15 protein-coding genes are annotated in these 20,098 nt (G+C 43.7%); 11 read left to right on the forward strand and 4 right to left on the reverse strand.

Going from position 1 to position 20,098, the window contains the following annotated elements:
• The first annotated feature begins 19 nt into the window (after positions 1-19).
• From LDX50_RS18770 to LDX50_RS18795, 6 genes are all read left to right on the forward strand, one after another.
• A complete protein-coding gene (locus LDX50_RS18770) occupies positions 20-1,111 on the forward strand; it encodes a glycosyltransferase (protein ID WP_225697737.1) in 1,092 nt (363 codons plus the stop codon).
• Positions 1,112-1,237: 126 nt separating this feature from the next.
• Complete coding sequence (locus LDX50_RS18775; RefSeq protein WP_225697738.1) at positions 1,238-1,915, forward strand: metal-dependent transcriptional regulator; 678 nt, start codon at positions 1,238-1,240, stop codon at positions 1,913-1,915.
• Entirely contained in the window at positions 1,912-2,829 is a 918-nt protein-coding gene (locus LDX50_RS18780; RefSeq protein ID WP_225697739.1) for a metal ABC transporter solute-binding protein, Zn/Mn family, read from the forward strand. Before LDX50_RS18775 ends, LDX50_RS18780 begins: the two co-directional genes overlap by 4 nt.
• Positions 2,826-3,611 (forward strand): metal ABC transporter ATP-binding protein, encoded by a 786-nt coding sequence (locus LDX50_RS18785; RefSeq protein WP_225697740.1) that lies wholly within the window; start codon positions 2,826-2,828, stop codon positions 3,609-3,611. Before LDX50_RS18780 ends, LDX50_RS18785 begins: the two co-directional genes overlap by 4 nt.
• A 2-nt stretch (positions 3,612-3,613) precedes the next feature.
• Positions 3,614-4,903, forward strand: coding sequence for a metal ABC transporter permease (locus LDX50_RS18790; RefSeq protein ID WP_225697741.1), 1,290 nt, complete (start codon positions 3,614-3,616; stop codon positions 4,901-4,903).
• A gap of 1 nt (position 4,904) precedes the next feature.
• On the forward strand, positions 4,905-5,780 hold the full coding sequence (locus tag LDX50_RS18795; RefSeq protein WP_225697742.1) for a metal ABC transporter permease: 876 nt from the start codon (positions 4,905-4,907) through the stop codon (positions 5,778-5,780).
• Between the two features lie 483 nt (positions 5,781-6,263).
• Here LDX50_RS18795 and LDX50_RS18800 read toward each other — a convergent pair whose 3' ends face one another.
• Positions 6,264-7,418: a Gfo/Idh/MocA family protein gene (locus tag LDX50_RS18800; protein WP_225697743.1), complete on the reverse strand. Its 1,155-nt coding sequence runs from the start codon at positions 7,416-7,418 to the stop codon at positions 6,264-6,266.
• Between the two features lie 116 nt (positions 7,419-7,534).
• Positions 7,535-8,263 (reverse strand): hypothetical protein, encoded by a 729-nt coding sequence (locus tag LDX50_RS18805; protein WP_225697744.1) that lies wholly within the window; start codon positions 8,261-8,263, stop codon positions 7,535-7,537.
• A gap of 127 nt (positions 8,264-8,390) precedes the next feature.
• Here LDX50_RS18805 and mnmE point away from each other — a divergent pair, with 127 nt between their 5' ends.
• On the forward strand, positions 8,391-9,752 hold the full coding sequence (mnmE, locus tag LDX50_RS18810; protein WP_225697745.1) for a tRNA uridine-5-carboxymethylaminomethyl(34) synthesis GTPase MnmE: 1,362 nt from the start codon (positions 8,391-8,393) through the stop codon (positions 9,750-9,752).
• Positions 9,753-9,916: 164 nt separating this feature from the next.
• Here mnmE and LDX50_RS18815 read toward each other — a convergent pair whose 3' ends face one another.
• Positions 9,917-10,303: a hypothetical protein gene (locus tag LDX50_RS18815; RefSeq protein WP_225697746.1), complete on the reverse strand. Its 387-nt coding sequence runs from the start codon at positions 10,301-10,303 to the stop codon at positions 9,917-9,919.
• Positions 10,304-11,879: 1,576 nt separating this feature from the next.
• Between LDX50_RS18815 and LDX50_RS18820 the strand changes: the two genes are divergently transcribed.
• From LDX50_RS18820 to LDX50_RS18835, 4 genes are all read left to right on the forward strand, one after another.
• Positions 11,880-13,109: a serine hydrolase domain-containing protein gene (locus tag LDX50_RS18820; protein ID WP_225697747.1), complete on the forward strand. Its 1,230-nt coding sequence runs from the start codon at positions 11,880-11,882 to the stop codon at positions 13,107-13,109.
• 108 nt (positions 13,110-13,217) lie between these two features.
• Positions 13,218-13,721, forward strand: a complete 504-nt coding sequence (locus LDX50_RS18825; RefSeq protein ID WP_225697748.1) for a hypothetical protein — start codon at positions 13,218-13,220, stop codon at positions 13,719-13,721.
• Positions 13,722-14,190: 469 nt separating this feature from the next.
• Entirely contained in the window at positions 14,191-18,129 is a 3,939-nt protein-coding gene (locus tag LDX50_RS18830) for a hybrid sensor histidine kinase/response regulator transcription factor (protein WP_225697749.1), read from the forward strand.
• A 203-nt stretch (positions 18,130-18,332) separates the two neighbouring features.
• Positions 18,333-19,139 carry a hypothetical protein gene (locus LDX50_RS18835; RefSeq protein WP_225697750.1) on the forward strand — a complete coding sequence of 269 codons (807 nt, stop codon included), beginning with the start codon at positions 18,333-18,335 and terminating at the stop codon, positions 19,137-19,139.
• 136 nt (positions 19,140-19,275) lie between these two features.
• Here the strand turns inward: LDX50_RS18835 and LDX50_RS18840 are convergent, their stop codons facing one another.
• Positions 19,276-20,025 carry a DUF6090 family protein gene (locus LDX50_RS18840; RefSeq protein ID WP_225697751.1) on the reverse strand — a complete coding sequence of 250 codons (750 nt, stop codon included), beginning with the start codon at positions 20,023-20,025 and terminating at the stop codon, positions 19,276-19,278.
• Positions 20,026-20,098 lie beyond the last annotated feature (73 nt).

A 20,098-nucleotide genomic window follows, 5' to 3' on the forward strand; every position in this document is an offset into this window, starting at 1 on the left:
TTTATCTTTATACTGTAATATGAAACGTAAGCGAATTGTTTTTGCTTCGGTGCTGAAACCGGTCGATGACCCGCGCACATATCTTAAGCTGGCAAAATCGCTTGTGCCTTCCGGCAAATATGACGTAAATATAATAGGGTTCCCGGGCAAAGCGCCTATAATTGACCCGGAAATCAACTTCATCCCCCTTGAGCCCTTCCCAAGAAAAAGCCTTAAACGGTTATTGATAACCACTAAAATCGAGAAATTAATTAGGCGTCTTGAGCCAGATCTGCTGATCATCAACACCCATGAATTACTGGGTATGGCCAAAAGACTGAAAAATAAAGATCTCAGGATCATTTATGATGTCCGCGAGAATTATTATCAAAATATCCTTCACCGGAAACATTTCTTCAGTCGGCCCCTGGCCAGGTTAACCCGTCGCAAGGAAACAGGTTCTGTTAAATTCATCGATCATTACATTCTTGCCGAGCGATGTTATGCAGATCAACTGGCTTTCACACGGAACAAGGCGACAATACTGGAAAACAAGGCCATTATGCCTGAATCCGCAACTTTTCCAGGAACTGCCCGTAATCCACTCACATTTGTTTTTACTGGTACACTTGCAAACCATACCGGTATATCAGAATGTATTGAAATGGTTGAACAAGTCAGGAAGATCGATCCCTCGGCTCGATTGCTGATTTGCGGAAATAGTTTTGACACCTCGTTTCTCAATAAGCTAAGGAACAGGATCACAAAATATCCTTGGATCGAAGCAAATATCAGCGAAGCACCATTACCCTACGATCAGATCCTGAGAACACTCGTGAAAGCTGATGCTGCCGTCATCAGTTACGAATCCTGGGTTTACGATAAAATGCCCTCTAAGCTTTATGAATACCTGGCGCACGAAATCCCCATTGTTTTTATTAAGTACAGTAGCATATGGAAGTCATTCTGCGATACCTATCGGGCGTCTGTCGTCTATAAATCGGATCCTGAACAGCTGATTAAAGAACTGGCAGATTCCCGATTCTATATGGATAAACCCGGGGCCGAAGTTCATTGGGAGCATGAAGCCCTGGATTTCAGGGCGCTTGTAGATAATTTACTAAACAGCTGAAATACAGCTATTAATGACTTTAACTTTACTTGAGTTAAGCTTAAATTGGGATACAAATGGTATAATTCATCAATTTTTATACATCTTAAATATTTTTTAGATTCGTCTAAATATCTATATTTGAATATGTCGTTAATCGAATTAAGCCTCGCCGAGGAAAACTACCTGAAGTCGATCTACCATCTTTACTCTGAGACGGGCAAACCGGTATCGACCAATGCCATCGCCGAAGCCATGAACACAAGGGCCGCGTCTGTAACAGACATGTTAAAGCGTCTTGCCTCTAAAAAACTGATCAGCTATAAAAAGTACTATGGGGTAATGATCACCGAATCGGGAACCACGCTGGCGCTACGTATCATCCGTAAGCACCGGCTTTGGGAAACTTTCCTGGTGGAGAAGCTGCGTTTCAACTGGGACGAGGTGCATGAAGTGGCTGAACAACTGGAACACATCCAGTCCCAGCTCCTCATAAAACGCCTGGATGAATATTTGGGGAGCCCGAGATTTGACCCCCATGGGGACCCCATTCCCACCGAAGACGGTGAAATAGCCGACGTACAGCAGGTCCAGTTGCTGGAGCTCAGGCCGGGCGAGGCAGGTAAGGTTACCGCTGTAAGGGATACATCAAGTGCCTTTCTGCAATATCTCGATAAAACAGGCATCTCTATCGGTTCATTCATACGTATTGTGGATCAGGTGGCCTACGACAATTCCCTGGAGATTCGGGTGAACGACACCAATACAATATTCATTTCACAACAGGTAGCCGGAAACCTGTGGGTTCAAAGGGTGCGAATATGAAATCATTCCTGTCATATCTACTGCTAATCGTTGTATTCGCAGGATGCGGACGGGTGCAGGACCAGGTTATCAGTGACGGTCAGCTGTACATCGTTACCACCACCGGCATGATTGCCGATGCGGTAACCAACATAGGCGGCGACTCCGTTCGTGTGGAATCACTGATGGGACCGGGAGTTGACCCGCACCTCTACAAAGCCACCCAGGGGGATCTGAAAAAGTTAATTGAGGCAGACATCATCTTTTATAACGGGGTTCATCTTGAAGGTAAAATGGGTGAAGTCCTCGAAAAGTTGTCGCGCCAGAAACGGGTCATTGCCATTGGCGAAAGCCTGGATGAAGAACGGCTGCGCGAAGCTGCAGGTTTTGCAGGCACCTATGATCCGCATCTCTGGTTTAACGTACTGCTTTGGCGGGATGCGATACGCTCTATTGAAATTATACTATCTGATATTCAACCAGATAAGTCAATGTACTTCAAGCAAAATGCTGATGCTTATTTCAATGAGCTCACTCAACTGGATCAATGGGTACGAATGCGCATTGAAGAACTCCCCCCCTCTTCCCGGATCCTTGTTACCGCCCACGATGCCTTCGGGTATTTTGGTGACGCCTATGGTTTCACTGTACGCGGACTGCAGGGATTATCTACCCTTTCGGAATTCGGTTTAAAAGATGTATCAGACCTGGTAAATTATATTGTAGAAAACCGTGTAAAGGCAGTTTTTGTCGAAACCTCCGTTCCGAAGCGCAGTATCGATGCTGTAGTAGCCGGTTGTCGTGAACGCGGTTTTGATGTCAGAATCGGCGGCAACCTGTTTTCCGACGCAATGGGTGCCGAGGGAACTCCAGAAGGCACATATGTGGGAATGGTGCAGTCGAATGTTAACACAATTGTTGATTCACTCCTATGAAAAACAAAAATATAGCGCTCGAAGTACATGATCTTACCGTGGCATACGACCGCAAACCGGTCCTTTGGGATATCGATCTGAAAATCCCCGAGGGTAAACTGGTTGGTATTGTAGGTCCCAACGGAGCGGGCAAATCGACCCTTATCAAAGCAGTAATGGGCCTTCTCCCCAATACGAGCGGGTTTATCCGCCTGTTTGATCAGCCGCTGGAAGAGATCCGGCAACGGGTAAGCTATGTTCCACAGCGCGAATCGGTGGATTGGGACTTCCCCGCATCGGTGAAAGATGTGGTGCTGATGGGGCGCTACGGAAAACTAGGGTTATTCAAACGGCCCCGAAAGGCCGATATGATGGCAGCCATGGACGCACTCAGGCAGGTTGGAATGGAGGCTTACGCAGGAAGGCAGATCTCCCAGTTATCCGGCGGACAGCAGCAGCGTGTATTTCTCGCCAGGGCCCTGGCACAGCAGGCCGATATCTACCTGATGGATGAACCGTTCGCTGGAGTGGATGCTGCCACGGAAAAAACGATCATTACCCTTCTTCGTGAAATGACGCAGCAAGGCAAGACCATTATCGTGGTTCATCATGATCTGCAGTCGGTAACGACTTACTTCGACTGGGTGATACTTTTGAATATGCGGCTCACCGCGTATGGTCCGACAAAAGATACGTTCACACAGGAACTTCTCCAGGAAACCTATGGCGGTAAACTTACCCTGCTCTCAGATGTAGGTGACCTGATGCAAAAGAAACGTTTTCCACACAGAGAAAACCCGTAGCCATGGATAAGGATATTTTGTCATTCTTCACCTTTTCCGACCCGAACGTACGGTATGTCGTCATCGGCGCCATATTGCTTACGGCAACATCGGCGGTGGTAGGCACCTTCACCTTTCTCAAGAAAAAAGCACTTGTAGGTGATGCTGTCGCCCATTCGGTACTGCCCGGAGTTTGTCTCTCGTTTTTGGTTTGGGGTGAAAAAAATCCCCTGATACTCATTCCCGGGGCCTTTGCGACCGGGTGGCTGTCGCTTGTGATCATTGATTACGTCCGTGCCAACAGTAAAATAAAAGAAGATACCGCAATCGGCCTTACTCTCTCTGTTTTCTTTGGTATCGGAATTTTTCTTTTAACCATTATCCAGAAAAGCGGTAATGCGGCGCAATCGGGACTGGATGCGTTCCTGTTCGGACAGGCGGCCTCCCTGATTGGTCAGGATCTGATCGTCTTTTCCATTACTGCATTCCTGCTCCTTATAACTGTTTTCTTTCTTTTCAAGGAGCTCACCATTTTAGCCTTTGATGCAGATTTTGCAGCGACAATCGGGATTCCCATCCGTGCGATTGAATTGGTGCTCACCACACTCACCGTTCTGGCAGTTGTGATTGGAATTCAGGCCGTAGGAGTCGTTCTCATGGCTGCCATGCTGATCACACCCGCGGCAGCTGCACGATTCTGGACTGAGAATGTCCATGTAATGGTCATCCTGGCTGCCATTTTCGGAGCAGTAAGCGGCTTCGCTGGTGCCTTTATCAGCTATACTGCTCCATCCATGCCAACGGGCCCCTGGATTGTTGTGGTCGTTTCGGCCATAGCATTTTTCTCGTTCTTCTTCGCACCTGGTAAAGGAATACTTCACCGACTGCTTGTCAGCCGCAGGATCCGGCACTCAATGACAGACGAGAATATTCTGAAGACATTCTATAACCTGGGTGAACGCGACGGCAATTTCGAAGAGTCCCGCTCACTGGAGGACCTGCTTGCCCTGCGGTCTTTTGAAAAGGAAGAGCTGCTTAGCGGACTCAAACGACTTTCCAGGGACGGATTTATTGTACGATCACCATCTGGTTATGCATTCACCACAGATGGGATGAATAAAGGAAAGAGAACTGTAAAACTGCATCGTCTCTGGGAATTGTACCTAACTCAATACCTGCGGATTGCCCCCGATCATGTGCATGATGATGCAGATACCATCGAGCATATTCTTACGCCGGAGCTTGAAGCGAGACTTGAGAAATTGCTTGATTATCCAAAGGTAGATCCTCACCAATCAGAAATCCCCTATTGATATGCAGGCACTACAAATCATATTCACCGGATCTCTCGTGGCCATTTCGTGCGGCCTGTTGGGATGTTTTCTTATCCTGCGAAAAATGGCCATGATTGGCGATGCCATTTCCCATGCCGTCCTGCCCGGCATTGTGATCGCGTTTCTGATAACGGGTTCCCGCGAATCACTCCCCATGCTCATCGGCGCCGGTTCAATTGGAATACTCACCACATTTCTAATCGAATTCTTCCATAAAAAGGGGAAACTACAGACGGATGCATCCATCGGGGTGACCTTCACGGTCATGTTCGCCATCGGTGTGATCCTGATTTCCGCACTCGCGGGCAAGGTCGACCTCGATCAGGAATGTGTGCTGTACGGAGAAATTGCCTACGTCCCGATTGATTTGTGGATCCTTCCCGACGGTTTGATCATGGGACCTCGTGCGATGTACATCAGCGGAGGTATACTCGTACTGGTCATTGCCTTCATCACGATCGGGTACAAGGAATTATATATCACGACATTCGATCCTGCGTACGCGGCCGCAATCGGAATTTCAACCGGCCTATGGCATTACCTGCTGATGGGGGCTGTTTCGCTCACTACGGTCGCATCATTCGAGACAGTTGGTGCTATCCTGGTAGTAGCATTCCTGATCGCCCCTCCTGCCACGGCCTACCTGCTCACCGATCGCCTGGACCGCATGATGATGATCACGGTGGTCATCGCCATACTCATTTCCATAGGCGGTTATTACCTGGGCGCTGCCTTCGACGGCAGCATTGCCGGTGGCATGGCATCTGTCGCCGGATTATTCTTTGCCATGGCCTTTGTTTATCATTTATATCAGCGAAAAAGGAATATGCAGTTGGGTGCAGAGGCGAGCGTTTAGGGGATACAGGATACAGGATACAGGATACAGGATACGGGATACAGGATACAGGATACGGGATACAGGATACAGGATACGGGATACGGGATACAGGATACGGGATACGGGATACAGGATACAGGATACAGGATACAGGATACAGGATACAGGATACAGGATACAGGATACAGGATACAGGAACACCCCCCTTAATCCCCCCTCAAGGGGGGACGTTATCCATATGCCGTCCCTACCCCGAAGGGATGCCTTTGGCACAGGACGGCCTACCTCCATGAGGAGATCCCTGCCTCCCGGCACGCACCCGGCCCGACTCCGCGATTCCACGGAGTTCCTACCTGCGCCATAGCCCCGGAAAGTAAACCGGGAGGCAGTAATAAACGTAATAGTGCCACTACTGACTACTGACTACTGACTACTGACTACTGACTACTGACTACTGACTATCCGCAAAAGGCGGACGCCAACGGCGCTGACTACGTACTACTAAAAGTCCACCCACTTCTTACTGTCATCATACCCGGCTTCCACTACCTTGTCGATGAATTGCATACCGCGGATACCATCTTCCACATCCGGAAAATCGAGCCATTCGGGCTGGGGTTCTTCACCATTCATGCGTGCACGAAGGGTAAGTGAGAAGTTGCGATAAATATTGGCAAACGCCTCGAGGTATCCTTCCGGATGTCCGCCTGGCGTGCGTGTATTGTGTTTTGCAATGTCACTCATATAGCCAAGGCCAGTGCGCACCATTTCGGTAGGCTTATCGGTCCACTTCACCCAAAGTGTATTGGGTTCCTGCTGTGCCCATTCAATTCCGCCCTTTTCTCCATACACGCGAATCTTCACGGCATTTTCTTCTCCGGCTGCGATCTGGGACGCAATGAGTACGCCCTTGGCTCCATTGTTGAAACGCAGCATGGCCGTACCGTCGTCATCGAGCTGACGTCCTGGTATGAAGGCAGTGAGATCTGCACTGATCTGGGTAGTTTTTAATCCGGTAATGTATTCAGCCAGGTGATGCGCATGTGTTCCGATATCCCCCATGCACCCAGCTTTTCCTGATCTCTTGGGATCGGTACGCCAGGATGCCTGCTTGTTGCCGGTATCCTCCAGTTTGGCCGAAAGCCATCCCTGCGGATATTCAACAATCACCTTTCTGATTTCACCAAAATCTCCTCTGCGGAAACGCTCCTTTGCTTCTTTCACGGCTGGATAACCGGCATAGACGTGTGTGAGTGCCAGCAGCAGACCAGTCTCATCCAGTTTCTCCTTCAAACTTACAGCTTGTTCCAGCGTAAGCGTGATGGGCTTGTCAATAACCACATGAAAACCATGATCCAGTGCCATGACCGCAGGATCGTAATGGGCAAAGTTGGGTGTTACGATGGTGACAAAATCCATGCGGTCACCTTCAGGCAGTTTAGCTTCCTTTTCAAACATCTCCTGGTATGTGTCATAAACACGATCAGCAGGAAGATAATAAAGCTTCCCTGATGCCTGTGATACTTCAGGGTGCACACTAAAACATCCGCAAACCAATTCTATCTGGTTATCCATAAAGGCCGCTAGCCGGTGAATGGCTCCGATAAAGGCATCGGACCCTCCGCCAACCATACCCATTCGTAATTTTCTATTCATGGTTCTAGTTCGTTATTTTGATTTGATTTATTTCCGGGCTACAATATGAGCAGGGCAGATAAAAAATCAAATTATCCTTCGAAGTTTTGATGATTTTAAACTCAAGAGATGGGCAATCATTCCCTGGACTTAGCAATGTAAAACTGCAAACCGAGTGAAAAAGATGCATTATCATAGAAGAACAGCTGTGAAACATCCTCATAATCAAAATTGAACGTTGAAAGAACCAGTTGTGTATGTACCTTCACAAACTCTCCGCCTGCGCGCAATGTAAGTGCAGGTTCAAAAATAACCTGATTCCCATTTTCTTTGAAAAGCTCCATAAAATCCTGGCTCAGGGGTTCTGATTTAGCACTCAGATAACCAACATAGCCAAGACGGGCCGACAGGATTGCCTCGAAATTTCTACTGGCAAACCCAATGCTTGGTTGCACGAAGGGTCTGATGAAAGACGCTTTGAATTCGATTAATTGATCATCCTCCGCCCTTGTTCCAGCATAACCTATCCCCGGGGCAATGGCCCATACGAATTTGGGGTTTTCACCAACCAAACCATGACGGATATAGTAAGCCTCGAAAAAGTTTAATGCACTTCTCTGTTCCGTATCGTTTTCGATACCCCGCAGAATATTCAATGAGGCACCTATTCCATCCTGCTCACCCACGCCTCCTGCAGCTGCAACCGCCGCGCCCTGGGTAAACCCGGTGTCGGCATAGGAAGCTTCGATTTCCATGTCACCTTTACCTTTAAGAACAGGAACGTGCTGAGAACTGGGGGCATAAATGATCGGGTCACACGCCATACACGTTAAAATCGCGAGTGAAATAAGTACGCATTTTTTCATGGAAAGTAATGTACGATAAAATCCAGAATTTAAAATTGCTCGTGCTTCCATTTGAATCATTTTTATCGGTTTATGCATATCAAACGCAATAATTGTGGATTGACCTGTTTCAAGCTAACTTTGCCGGATGAATCAGGATACCATTGTGGCATTATCGACTTCACCGGGTATAGGTGCCATTGCAGTGATACGATTATCAGGGCCGGAAGCCATTGAGCTGACAAACCACGTTTTTCATGGAAAGGATCTTACCAAACAGGAGTCCCACACTATCCATTTCGGAACGCTGCGTGATGGGAGCAAGATCGTTGATGAGGTGCTGGTATCGCTTTTTATTGCGCCCCGTTCCTTCACACGGGAAAATGTAGTAGAAATATCATGCCACGGCTCTCCCTATATCGTTCGCCAAATCATTCAGCTCTTGCTGAAGCAGGGCGCCCGGCTGGCAAAGGCGGGTGAATTCACCCAGCGGGCTTTTCTGAACGGACAGTTCGACCTTGCCCAGGCGGAAGCAGTGGCGGACCTGATCAATGCCGACAGCGAGGCATCCCACCGGGCGGCGATGAACCAGATGCGCGGCGGGTTCTCGGATCAAATCAAAGCACTGCGCGAGGAGCTGATCCATTTTGCATCGATGATCGAACTGGAGCTTGACTTCGGTGAGGAAGATGTGGAGTTTGCCGATCGCGATGACCTGAAGAAACTGATCAACCAGCTGCTGTCGGCCATCAATCCGCTGATCGACAGTTTTGCACTGGGCAATGTGATCAAGAATGGTATCCCCACCGTGATTGCCGGTAAGCCGAATGCGGGAAAATCAACATTGTTAAATGCCCTGCTGAACGAGGAGAAAGCGATTGTCTCCAACATTCCGGGAACAACGCGCGATTTCATTGAGGATGAGCTGAATATCGGCGGTGTGGTATTCCGGTTTATTGATACAGCCGGATTGCGTGATACCGAGGATACGATTGAGAAGATCGGTGTGGCGCGTACTGAAGAGCAGATGAAAAAAGCCTCACTCATTCTATATCTCATTGACTTAGAAGATGATACAGTAGTTGAATTACACCGTGCATTGAATAAGCTGGAGAACCTGGGCATCCCCTTTTTACTGATCGGAAATAAGGGTGATTCTGCGAAACCTGAAATGCGGACTGCATTGGAAAAAATACCGGGCAGCATCGTGATCTCGGCGGGAACAAAGGAAAACCTGGAAGGTCTGAAGGACCGGATCCTGGAGGTTGTGCACCTGGAGGATTTCAAAACAGGCGACACGATTGTGACCAATGTACGGCACTATGATAACCTGTTCAAAACGAAGCAGGCGCTGCAGGACGTATTGAACGGACTGGACAATAACATCACCGGCGACTTCCTGGCGATGGACATTCGTCAGTCGCTGCACTACCTAGGTGAGATCACCGGCGAGATTACGACCGATGATCTGCTGGCGAATATTTTTTCAAAGTTTTGTATTGGGAAATAGAGACGCTCGCCGCTGGGCCTCACTTTTTGCATTGATCAAAAAGTAAGCAAAAAATCTAGTGACTCGCCGAAACTCCCCTGTAGTTGATGCTAAAGCCTCACTACAGGCTCATACAGCGCCGAGTCACGATCCTTTCTGTAGCTCATTATCAATATTTAACTAATTCATTCAATTGAAACAACTGGAACAGTTTTATGTATTTCCATTTTGGTTTCATATTGATATGTGCCTATTTGCCTTGCACACATCTCCGGAGGAACTTGAATTTTTTCACTATCATAATAGGATTTTCCATTATAGTTCACCAGTAAAACAAGTGTCGTGTTTGGAAATTCACCAAATTCTGCCAAAGCCATATTAGGCTTTATGGTTTGAAAAATTTTGAGTTCCGATTTAGTTAAGCATTCTCCTTTTTCAGGAAACATTAAAAGTCCTGGTATAGAATCTTCAGGACTAAGAGTGTTTACATCAGATTGAGATGACTTGAATAATAGGAATAATCCTAAAAATGTCACGATTACTCCAGTAATAAACCCACCTAAAAATTTCATACTATCTTCCCGTCAATTATTTTTTATTTGTTATTATAAATGTCCCACAAAAGTAACTCTTCCAGCGTGATTGAGCAAGTCCAGCGGGACAGGTGCTAGCCAAGAATTTGACAAAAAACATCCTTCGTTGAAAATTAAAGCCATTTTTTAATTGTTCAGCAATCTTTAGCATCCCTTCGAAAACATTTATGTTCGCTCGATATTCGATACCATAATTAAACTCACAAAACGAGTCACACATTGACCATTTGTTTGGGAATAACTACTTTAGTTTCTGTATTGGGAAATAAGTCTATATAATGGACAAATCTTTTACATATTTCTGCTTCATTTTCTCAACTTTTCTGGTTGCCTTAGGAATATTGTTTGAAGTCAACCAATTGTATGTTCAAGGTCGGAATTGGTATACGAAAGATTACACCGCATACGGAGGAGTTTATATGATTTTTTTCGGAATACTCGGATATTTTCTCTGGTACCAGACTCTCTCACCCTTTAGCAGGATTAAGCAATTTTTTGAAAAATTTCGTAAAAAATGAGTCCTTTATGTTGCGTTGCAAGGTTTTACTAAGCAAAACGTACTTTAGTTTCTGTATTGATGACTATTTAGAAATGAAAGATCACAACTTAGAAAATGTTTATTAGGATTCAGACAAATATACCGTACGGGTTGCTATTCGCCATTATTGATTTATGGGTGTTTTTCGGCAGTTGTTTTTTAGTAAGCCTTATTCCTGCTGAAGGATACTATAACGAAGAAGATGATGAGTAGACTATTTTGAAAATCCTGGGTTCTGTAAATTATGTATCGGAAAGTGACACACAATACGTCCCCCTTTTAGGGGGGTTGGGGGTGTTTCGTTTAGGACAACAACAGCAAGATGCTCATTTAAATATCAGACAAAACGATTAGTTTAAAATTCAAAAAGGTCTATGCCTACGAAATCTGGTTACAATAAAATTTCGAAAACATCATATGGCATTAAAAAATTGATTTTAATAATCTGTTTTTCCTCGATTTCTATTGCATCAGTTGGATATCTATTCTTCAAGGATCAACTCCTGCTTACTATTAGAAAACTTCGAAAAGCAAAGCAATCGTTATAAAAACACAGCGAATTCATAGAGGACATGGTATTTTCACTAATAAATACACGTATCTGTTCGAAGCTGAAAATAATACTTATACGGGCACATATGATGAAAAAAACCTTTCTTCATCGAAGACAGAAACGGGCGATTCAATAGTAATTAAATACGTTGTGGAAAACCCAAAAATTTCCAGATACGAAAGTTTGTCTGAATGAAGTGCATTGAAGCAGCCAGATAACAGCCAATGTTTTCAACAAAATTGAAGTTTAATTACAACTGATTGAAACGAATCTACCTGACACTACAGGCTAAATGACCATGTCGAATGATTTGCGCATATGAATCAGGCTTGCTCTAAGGTTGATCTGCAATTTTGAAATTCAGATGGATATTATCAATTTGTGTATTGCATTAATTAAGCTTATTCAGTACTGAGCTGATCAATAATCAACTTTACAGGTGTTTAAATCCTTTCTAATTTCATATGAATGTCAATAATATAATCCGCTGCCTGTGGATACTTTTTTTAGTATCCGCATGTCAGTCTAATCCGCATGAGGCAAACCGATTTCCATCAGAGGAATTAGTGGTCAGTCAAATGGATTCCTTAGTAAAGGCGAGTGAACTGCCTGGCTTTGTTGCCATTGCTGTAAATAATGAAGGAGAAAGCATTACCTACACGTTTGGGAATGCAATATGGAATGAAGAGTCCCCGATCAGAGCCAATAACATTTTCAGAATTGCATCTATGACAAAACTGATTACGAGTATTGCCGCGCTTCAATTAGTAGAAAAGGATTCTCTTGAATTAGATGAGGACCTGACCGGTCTTTTACCTGAAATGGCATCCATACCAATTTTGACAACCGAAAAGGAATATATTCATGGAAAAAGGCCTATTACACTCAGAAGTCTATTAACCCATACCTCAGGGTTTGGCTATTTCTTTACGGACTCATTATTGGCAGAGCATGATGCCACTGACTGGAATTATGAGGACTTACCGAGAAGATTTGAAGCCGGGAGCCAGTTTCTATACGGAACCAGTACCGATTGGGTGGGCAAGGTGGTCGAAAAAATATCAGGGCGTACTTTGGAAGAATATTTTCGCGAAAACATAACAGGACCATTGGGTATGAACCGAACCTGGTACAATGTCCCTGATTCTCTAAAGAATGAAATTGTATCATATGGTCATATGGGAGACGATGGAACTAAAGAGCTGTCTGAGTACCCGGATAGAATTCCTGAAAATGAGACTCAATTTTACAGCGGTGGTGGCGGTATGTTTTCATCTCCTGAAGACTATACAAAGTTGTTATACTGTTTGTTGAATAATGGAATCTTTGAACAAGAACGAATACTACAAGAAGAGACCGTTAATCAACTATTTACCGAACAGCTGGAAGGTATTTCTATGGACATTGAACAGAATTATTTCCAGCAGGGCCTTTGTTGCAATTTCAAGGGGTTAATTAAACCTACTTCAAATTGGGGTTTAGCAGGCTTAATCGATACAGAAACGACTGCATATGGCCGGAAAGAAGGCACTTTACTGTGGGGCGGAATTTTTAACACCTATTGGTTCATTGATAAAAAATCAGGGATTGCCGGAAGTATCTATACGCAATATTTACCTTTTAATCATCCGGCAACAACATCGCTCTTTGATAAATTCTCCCAAATAATATATCAAAATTACAACCATCATTAAAGACAAGTTCGATGCTTCGTCGAAACTTTAGTTACTGAATTGGGAAGTGATACATTGTCAAATTTTTTCATTGAATACACCTGTGAAATCCACAAAACATACAGGGATATGTGTAAGGCTTTACATGTTGGAAATGGCGACCTTACCAGGTCACAACGAATAAAGAATAACATGAAAACCAGGACGAATTTAACACTTGTATATAATTTCTTTTTCATTACAACAGTGTTCTTATTTACAGGATGCTCCCAGGAGTTTGCTTTTCAAAGCTCTTCAGTAGTACCCTCTGCGGAAGGCTCAGTCAGTGTAAAGAAAGGCGACAACAACAATTACAACATTGATTTAAATGTGAAACGACTGGCCGAACCTGACAGGTTATCACCTCCGATGGCCGTGTATGTCGTTTGGATGGAAACCACTCAAAGCGGCGTTCAAAACCTTGGCCAGTTAGAAACTTCCACAAAAGGATTCTCCAAAATGCTTTCCAGTTCATTAAAGACCGTTACACCTTACCAGCCCACGAGCTTTTTCATCACCGCGGAAGATGATGCCCTTAGCAATTATCCAGGTCAAACTGTAGTTCTTAAGACCTCATCATTTAACATCAAATAGCAGTTGGCCTTCTAAGTGATCGCGGCTGATTCCATTTTAGGCTAAATTTGATTACTCCAAACATTAAGTAATTCTGATGCTTTGGAAAGAATAGTGAATTCAGAAATGACGTTCTTTTGCAATGACTACTAATAATGGGTTTTAGTTATAGAACGCTCTTTTTAAAAATCAAATTTTTGCATCCTTTTGCTAATAATACTCTGAGTATTTGTACCTTATCTAGGTATCAATTTTGGTTGCTTGGTAATCCCAACCTGATTAAGCGACAATTATGCGGGTACAAAAGATACATTTATCGGTAAAATTCGTCCATGCATTTTTTATGTATTGGATTCTTGTCTCCGTGCCCTCTTATGTCTACTCACAACAACCTGCGCATGCTTTTAAAAGATTTACTATTGAAATCAATAATGTTGCATATGATTTCAGCATTATTTCTATTGTACAAGATGATCTAGGGTACTTATGGATGACAACCGGGGATGGACTCCTTAAATATAATGGTTATGAATTTGAATTGTACCGCAATATTCCCGGAGATTCAACCTCTTTAATTCATAATACTACCGAATCCCTTCTTGTAGACTTCTACGGAGATTTATGGGTCGGAACAGGCCGTGGATTAAGTCGTTATAAACATAGTTGCGATTGCTTTATCCAATATCATTCCAGACCAGGTAATCCGGCGCCTTCGGGATTTATTACATCAATGTCTGAAGATACGTCTCATAACCTCTGGATTGGAATGCAGGAGGGCGGACTGTTTCGATATGATCGTGACCGCGATCGCTTTACACGGTTTCTGGATGATTCAGAAGATCCGAATTCACTAACTGGTGAAATTATCAGGGTGGTGTTGGCAGACAGCAAAAACAATATTTGGATTGGAACTGGTTATGGAGCCATAGAAAATGGTGGCGGTCTTATTCGTTTTGATCCTGTATCCGGAATTTCATCGAGGTTTATGCATGAGCCGGATAATCCAAACAGTTTGATGGATAACAGGGTGAGCGCTCTTATGGAGGACCGGGATGGCAACATATGGGTTGGTACCTATCAGAACGGATTGCATCGTTACGATCCAGGCAGAAAAGAATTTGCCAGAATGGTAAACGATCCTTCCCATTCAAGCCGGTTATATCCATCTCCCGGGCAAAAAGCGTGGGAACTTCCTCCATTTATTTCCGTGCTATATCAAGACCAGGCTGGTGGTTTTTGGATCGGTACCTGTGGAGGAGGAATAAATTATTTTAATCCTGACACCAATGAAGTGAGTTATTATGTCCACGATCCCGAAGATCCCAACGGGGTTTCAAATGATAAACTCTGGTCTTTTTTTGAAGATAAATCTGGTCAATACTGGCTGGGAACACTGGCTCAGGGGGGGCTTCATAAAATGGACCCATTCAAATCAAAAATCACAAGGTATACCACGTCCAATAATATGCATGTTATATGCATCCAGGAGTACAGATCCAAGCCGGGAAATCTGTTGATTGGAACCAGTAAACATGGTCTTCAGCAATTGGATATCAAAACAGATGAAATAAAGAAAATATATTCTGATGAATTACAACGAAGCAAGTTTAAAGAAAGCATTATCAATGATATTCTCGAGGACTCCAATGGGATGTTATGGTTAGGCCTGAGTGAGGAGCACCCTGAGGAAACTGCAACATCAGTTTCAAAGATAGATAAGGGAGGGTTGGCTAGTTTTGATCCTGAAACAGGCAAATTGATGCTCCATCCGTTCCAACAGGATAAAAAATCGGAAGTAACAAGTGAATCAATTTACAGAATTTGTGAAGATCAGGATGGCTATTTATGGCTCGGGATGGGTAAAAACGGTCTTTTCGGTTTTGATAAAAAGAATTCGATTTTCAATCGGTATAATTTACCCATGACGGGCAGGCAGTCTCGGCCTGAGATCTATATGATAGAAAAGGATTCGCACGGGACACTTTGGGTTGGAGATGTGTCAGGGGCCGGAACCTTGTTTCGGCGAAATAGCATGAATGAAAGGTTCGAACCTTTTCTGGAAGGTTACAAAGTCAAAAGCTTCTATGAAGATTCTTCCGGCAGATACTGGGTGGGCACTGAAAACCAGGGGGTACTTCACTTTGACAAGGACAAACGTATTTTTCGTCAATATACTGAGGATGATGGTTTGCCCAGCAATACAGTAGTTGGAATACTGGAAGGTCCACCGGGTACATTCTGGTTTTCAACCTACCGGGGATTATCCAGGTTTGATCCTGAATCAGCCAAGTTCACTTTTAAGGGATTGCCCAGTCATCGATTCGACAAGGCTAATCATAAGGCCAGTGATGGCGAACTCTATTTTGGAGGAAGCAGTGTATTGTTTTCAATAGTTCCCGATAAGACAAGTGGTAATCAGATTGCCCCGAGTGTATTGGTTAGCGGCCTCAGGATATCTGGGAAACCTTATGATCTTGACATAGGAAATGCTTCCAATTCAGAGAAGATCATACTGGCCCATTCACAGAATGATGTGACATTCGAATACCTTGGATTACATTTTAGCGATCCTTCAAAGAATCAATACAGATATAAGCTGGAACCCTTTGATCTTGACTGGATTGATGCCGGTACCAGGCGAGTAGCTCAGTATACCAATATCGATCCGGGTACGTACACCTTCCGCGTGATTGGATCCAACGATAATGACGTATGGAGCGAAAAAGGTGCATCACTTCAGTTTGTGATTAAAAAAGCGTGGTGGTCCAGATGGTGGGCATATCTCTTGTACGCAACTATTCTCTGTTTTCTCGCCTATAACATTTACAGATTTCTGCTTTCCAGAAAATTAGCTATCGAAGAAGGTAAACGTCAGAAACAAATCAATGAATTAAAAAATAATCTGTATACAAACATTTCACATGAATTCCGGACTCCACTAACCGTCATTCTGGGCATGACAGACACCCTGGAGAAGGAACTTAATAATAAAGCCACACACGGCGTTACTAATACACTGGAATTGATCCGGAGAAATAGTCAAAGTTTACTGATGCTCGTAAATGAAATGCTGGAACTGAGCAAACTGGAAAGCGGACATGTACATCCTGATTATGTGCAAATCGATGTTGTTCTTCTAATTAAATATTTGGGTGACAGTTTTTCCACCTATGCCAACAAAAAGAATATTCAGCTCAATGTGTTTTCTGAAATAGATGAACTCCTGATGGATGTGGATACCGAGAGATTTTCGGCCATACTTTCGAATCTCCTCTCAAATGCCATAAAATTCACGCCACCTCATGGGACTATTGAACTGCATTTTCAACGTAATAATGACGGATTTCTTAAAATATCGGTACGCGATTCCGGAGTGGGTATATCCAGGGAAGATCTGCCTCATATCTTCGACCGTTTTTATCAAGGTGATTCAGCAACCGTAAAAAAAACAGAGGGCACAGGCATTGGACTCGCGCTTACAAAAGAGTTAATAAACAAACTCGGCGGTGAAATTTCAGTGACAAGCACTCCAGGCAGGGGCAGTGTATTTACTGTATTGATACCCATTACCCGTAATGCGCCAATTAAAAGCCAGGAAAACCTCAACCTGAATTTGAAGGACTTCCCAGGTTTTCAAAATGAACTGGAGGAAGAAAATACTATTTCCACTTCAAATCCCGAACGTCCGTTAATTCTGATTATTGAAGACCACAAGGATGTGGCCGGTTATATCATTCAATGTCTGTCTGGTACATATGAAACGTTATATGCTGCAAATGGAGATACTGGCCTGGAATTGGCATCTACACACCTCCCGGATATCGTGATATCGGATATTATGATGCCTGGCAAGGACGGTTATGAGGTGTGCAAAACGCTTAAAGAGGATGAACTTACCGACCATATCCCAATTATCATGCTTACTGCGAAGGCAACAACGGAAGATCGTCTGAATGGGCTTTCGCTTGGTGCAGATGCCTACCTGGCGAAACCCTTCCTCAAAGAAGAATTGTTAACGCGTATAGAGCAATTGATATTACTTCGAAAAAAACTGATCAGTAAATTTGAATATTCCGGTTTCAGACAACAAAACCAGGGCCGAAGAATAGACCCGGAAACCAGATTCATTCAAAAGGCCGTCGCTTATATTCATAATAACTTATCGGATGATACTTTCGGTGCGTCCAGACTTGCGTCCGAATTGTTCCTGAGCGAATCCCAGCTATATCGAAAATTAAAAGCCTTAAGTGGGAAATCAACCGCCGTGTTTATCCGGTACGTACGTTTACAGGAAGCAAGAAATCTGCTGAGATCAACCGATCTGACCATCACCGAAATCGCATATGAAGTAGGCTTCAGAAACCTGTCCTGGTTTAGCCGAATTTTTAAGGAGGAATTTGGCTTTCCGCCCACTGAAGTGCGCAAATAATCAAACGCTCCATGTTAACAGTCTCAACACCTGATGTAAATGTTCAGGCTATTTAAGGCTATGACCAAATAGCAACATCGATTGATTAAATAGTGAAAATGAGTCTCTTAAGTATCTGTTAATTTAAGTTATCCGGTTGTTCCGGATATTTTCTGATTTGTCTTCTCAAAAAAAATCAAAGTGAAATTAAACAGGTAGTCATTATGAAAACGAAATTGATATTGCAGATGTTTGCTTATGCCTTCATTGGATTTTTTCTGGCGTGTTCCGATGATGAAGTCGAGACAGAACCACCACAGATTTGTGACACTCCGCCTTGTGGCCCCATAATTTTTGATAGGGTGGAAACTTTTCTTATTACGTCCAATGGTAAGCGTTGGGAAGCAAAAATATGGATCCCTGCTGAATACGAAACAAACAAGGACCTCCCCTCTATTTACCTAGTAGATGATGAAGAACAACACTATCCTGTGGCTACTGATGAATTTGAAAAGGTAATTGAAGGATGCCAACGGATAGGTGGTCTGAATGTCCTCGTAATTACAGTGGCAGATTTGGACCCGAACATGAATGTGGTTAATGACTTTCAAGAGTTCTATGACATTTACAAGGACATTGTTTCTTACGTTGAAACAAACTACACAGACAATGATTCCAGGACATTAATAGGACGGGGAAGTGCTGCCAGCTTGGTACTAGCGACGCTTTTTATGGAAAAACAAGAGACCACACTTTTCCAACATTATATTGCAACTACAGTGCCAGGCCTTGCATATTTCAACGAAATAATGGACAAGGGTAATTTCCCGCCGGAAAAGTCCGATAAAAAGCTACACTTTTCCTTTGATGGAGAAAGTAACTATGACTTAAATATGAGATTCATAAATACACTAAGCGATAAAGCCTATCCCTGGCTGGAATTTGAGTGGGCAGAATATCCTGATATGACTTTCATCAATTCATATCCAACAGCCTATGCGGATGGCATTGCTTTTATTTTTGAAGAGTAAATTACCAATTCCCTAACCTTCCCGGGAAACCGGATCAACCACGTTTTGGAGACGCAAAATCTTGCGTCTCCATTTTTTATTGATGGAAAAGAAAATTGAACATTATGCATTCCCAAAGAAATTCACAGCGTGCTCATCATTTACTTTCACTCAGCTCCTCTTCCGCTAATTGAATTATTTTCAAATTCAATTCCCTGACGCTCTTCAATTCGTTAACGGCATCCGTCATTCTGGAATAACGATCTGAAATATAATCTTCGAACAAAGGGTCCTGAACTAACCCTCTGTAGTCCGAAGAAAATTTGCTTTTCCCCATCTCCGTTCGGTCTGTGCTTCTGTAATCAACATTTCTAACGTATTTCTCAATCACCGGCTTTGCAGCCAACCTCGTATCTAACGATCTTAACTCATCCTCGCGGGCATCCGCCACCAGGTCTTTCCAGCTAAAAAGCATGTTCGTCAGGTCTTCGTTAATGATGAGGTTGATTTCGCCAGACGAAATTCCGGACTGCAGCGCCCCATTTTGCGGGTCAAAAGTCCACGTCCAGCTGGTATTTTGCAGTAAATTCCTTATGTAATCAGCATCATTTAAAATTGAGTCGGTATGACTAATTTTCAGAAACTCATATGAACTCCTGACGACCAGGTCATCATATCTCAGAACGGTATCCAGTTGTTGCAGATTCTGAGTGAATTCGCGTTGGATCGATGTTAGAAGTGCATTCTTTCTATCAATTCCCTTTCTGTGTTCATTCCAGTCATTGATTGCCAAGGCAATCAAAATACCAATAACTACCAGTACAATTTCACCGAATGCATATTTCAGGTACCCTATTCTACCTTTTGAAAGAAGCGTTCGCCTTATTTTTCTAAAGAATGTTATCATAGAATGCGGATGGTGATAATGAAGATGACCCTCTTCAAACTTGCCTAAATATATTAAATCCACCTAACTTTCA

This window comes from Fulvivirga sedimenti (assembly GCF_020328055.1).

Excerpts from the sequence above, each read along its gene's own strand:
- LDX50_RS18770 (WP_225697737.1), top strand. The coding sequence starts at position 20 with ATGAAACGTAAGCGAATTGTTTTTGCTTCGGTGCTGAAACCGGTCGAT.
- LDX50_RS18775 (WP_225697738.1), top strand. The coding sequence starts at position 1,238 with ATGTCGTTAATCGAATTAAGCCTCGCCGAGGAAAACTACCTGAAGTCG.
- LDX50_RS18780 (WP_225697739.1), top strand. The coding sequence starts at position 1,912 with ATGAAATCATTCCTGTCATATCTACTGCTAATCGTTGTATTCGCAGGA.
- LDX50_RS18785 (WP_225697740.1), top strand. The coding sequence starts at position 2,826 with ATGAAAAACAAAAATATAGCGCTCGAAGTACATGATCTTACCGTGGCA.
- LDX50_RS18790 (WP_225697741.1), top strand. The coding sequence starts at position 3,614 with ATGGATAAGGATATTTTGTCATTCTTCACCTTTTCCGACCCGAACGTA.
- LDX50_RS18795 (WP_225697742.1), top strand. The coding sequence starts at position 4,905 with ATGCAGGCACTACAAATCATATTCACCGGATCTCTCGTGGCCATTTCG.
- LDX50_RS18800 (WP_225697743.1), bottom strand. The coding sequence starts at position 7,418 with ATGAATAGAAAATTACGAATGGGTATGGTTGGCGGAGGGTCCGATGCC.
- LDX50_RS18805 (WP_225697744.1), bottom strand. The coding sequence starts at position 8,263 with ATGAAAAAATGCGTACTTATTTCACTCGCGATTTTAACGTGTATGGCG.
- mnmE (WP_225697745.1), top strand. The coding sequence starts at position 8,391 with ATGAATCAGGATACCATTGTGGCATTATCGACTTCACCGGGTATAGGT.
- LDX50_RS18815 (WP_225697746.1), bottom strand. The coding sequence starts at position 10,303 with ATGAAATTTTTAGGTGGGTTTATTACTGGAGTAATCGTGACATTTTTA.
- LDX50_RS18820 (WP_225697747.1), top strand. The coding sequence starts at position 11,880 with ATGAATGTCAATAATATAATCCGCTGCCTGTGGATACTTTTTTTAGTA.
- LDX50_RS18825 (WP_225697748.1), top strand. The coding sequence starts at position 13,218 with ATGTGTAAGGCTTTACATGTTGGAAATGGCGACCTTACCAGGTCACAA.
- LDX50_RS18830 (WP_225697749.1), top strand. The coding sequence starts at position 14,191 with ATGACAACCGGGGATGGACTCCTTAAATATAATGGTTATGAATTTGAA.
- LDX50_RS18835 (WP_225697750.1), top strand. The coding sequence starts at position 18,333 with ATGAAAACGAAATTGATATTGCAGATGTTTGCTTATGCCTTCATTGGA.
- LDX50_RS18840 (WP_225697751.1), bottom strand. The coding sequence starts at position 20,025 with ATGATAACATTCTTTAGAAAAATAAGGCGAACGCTTCTTTCAAAAGGT.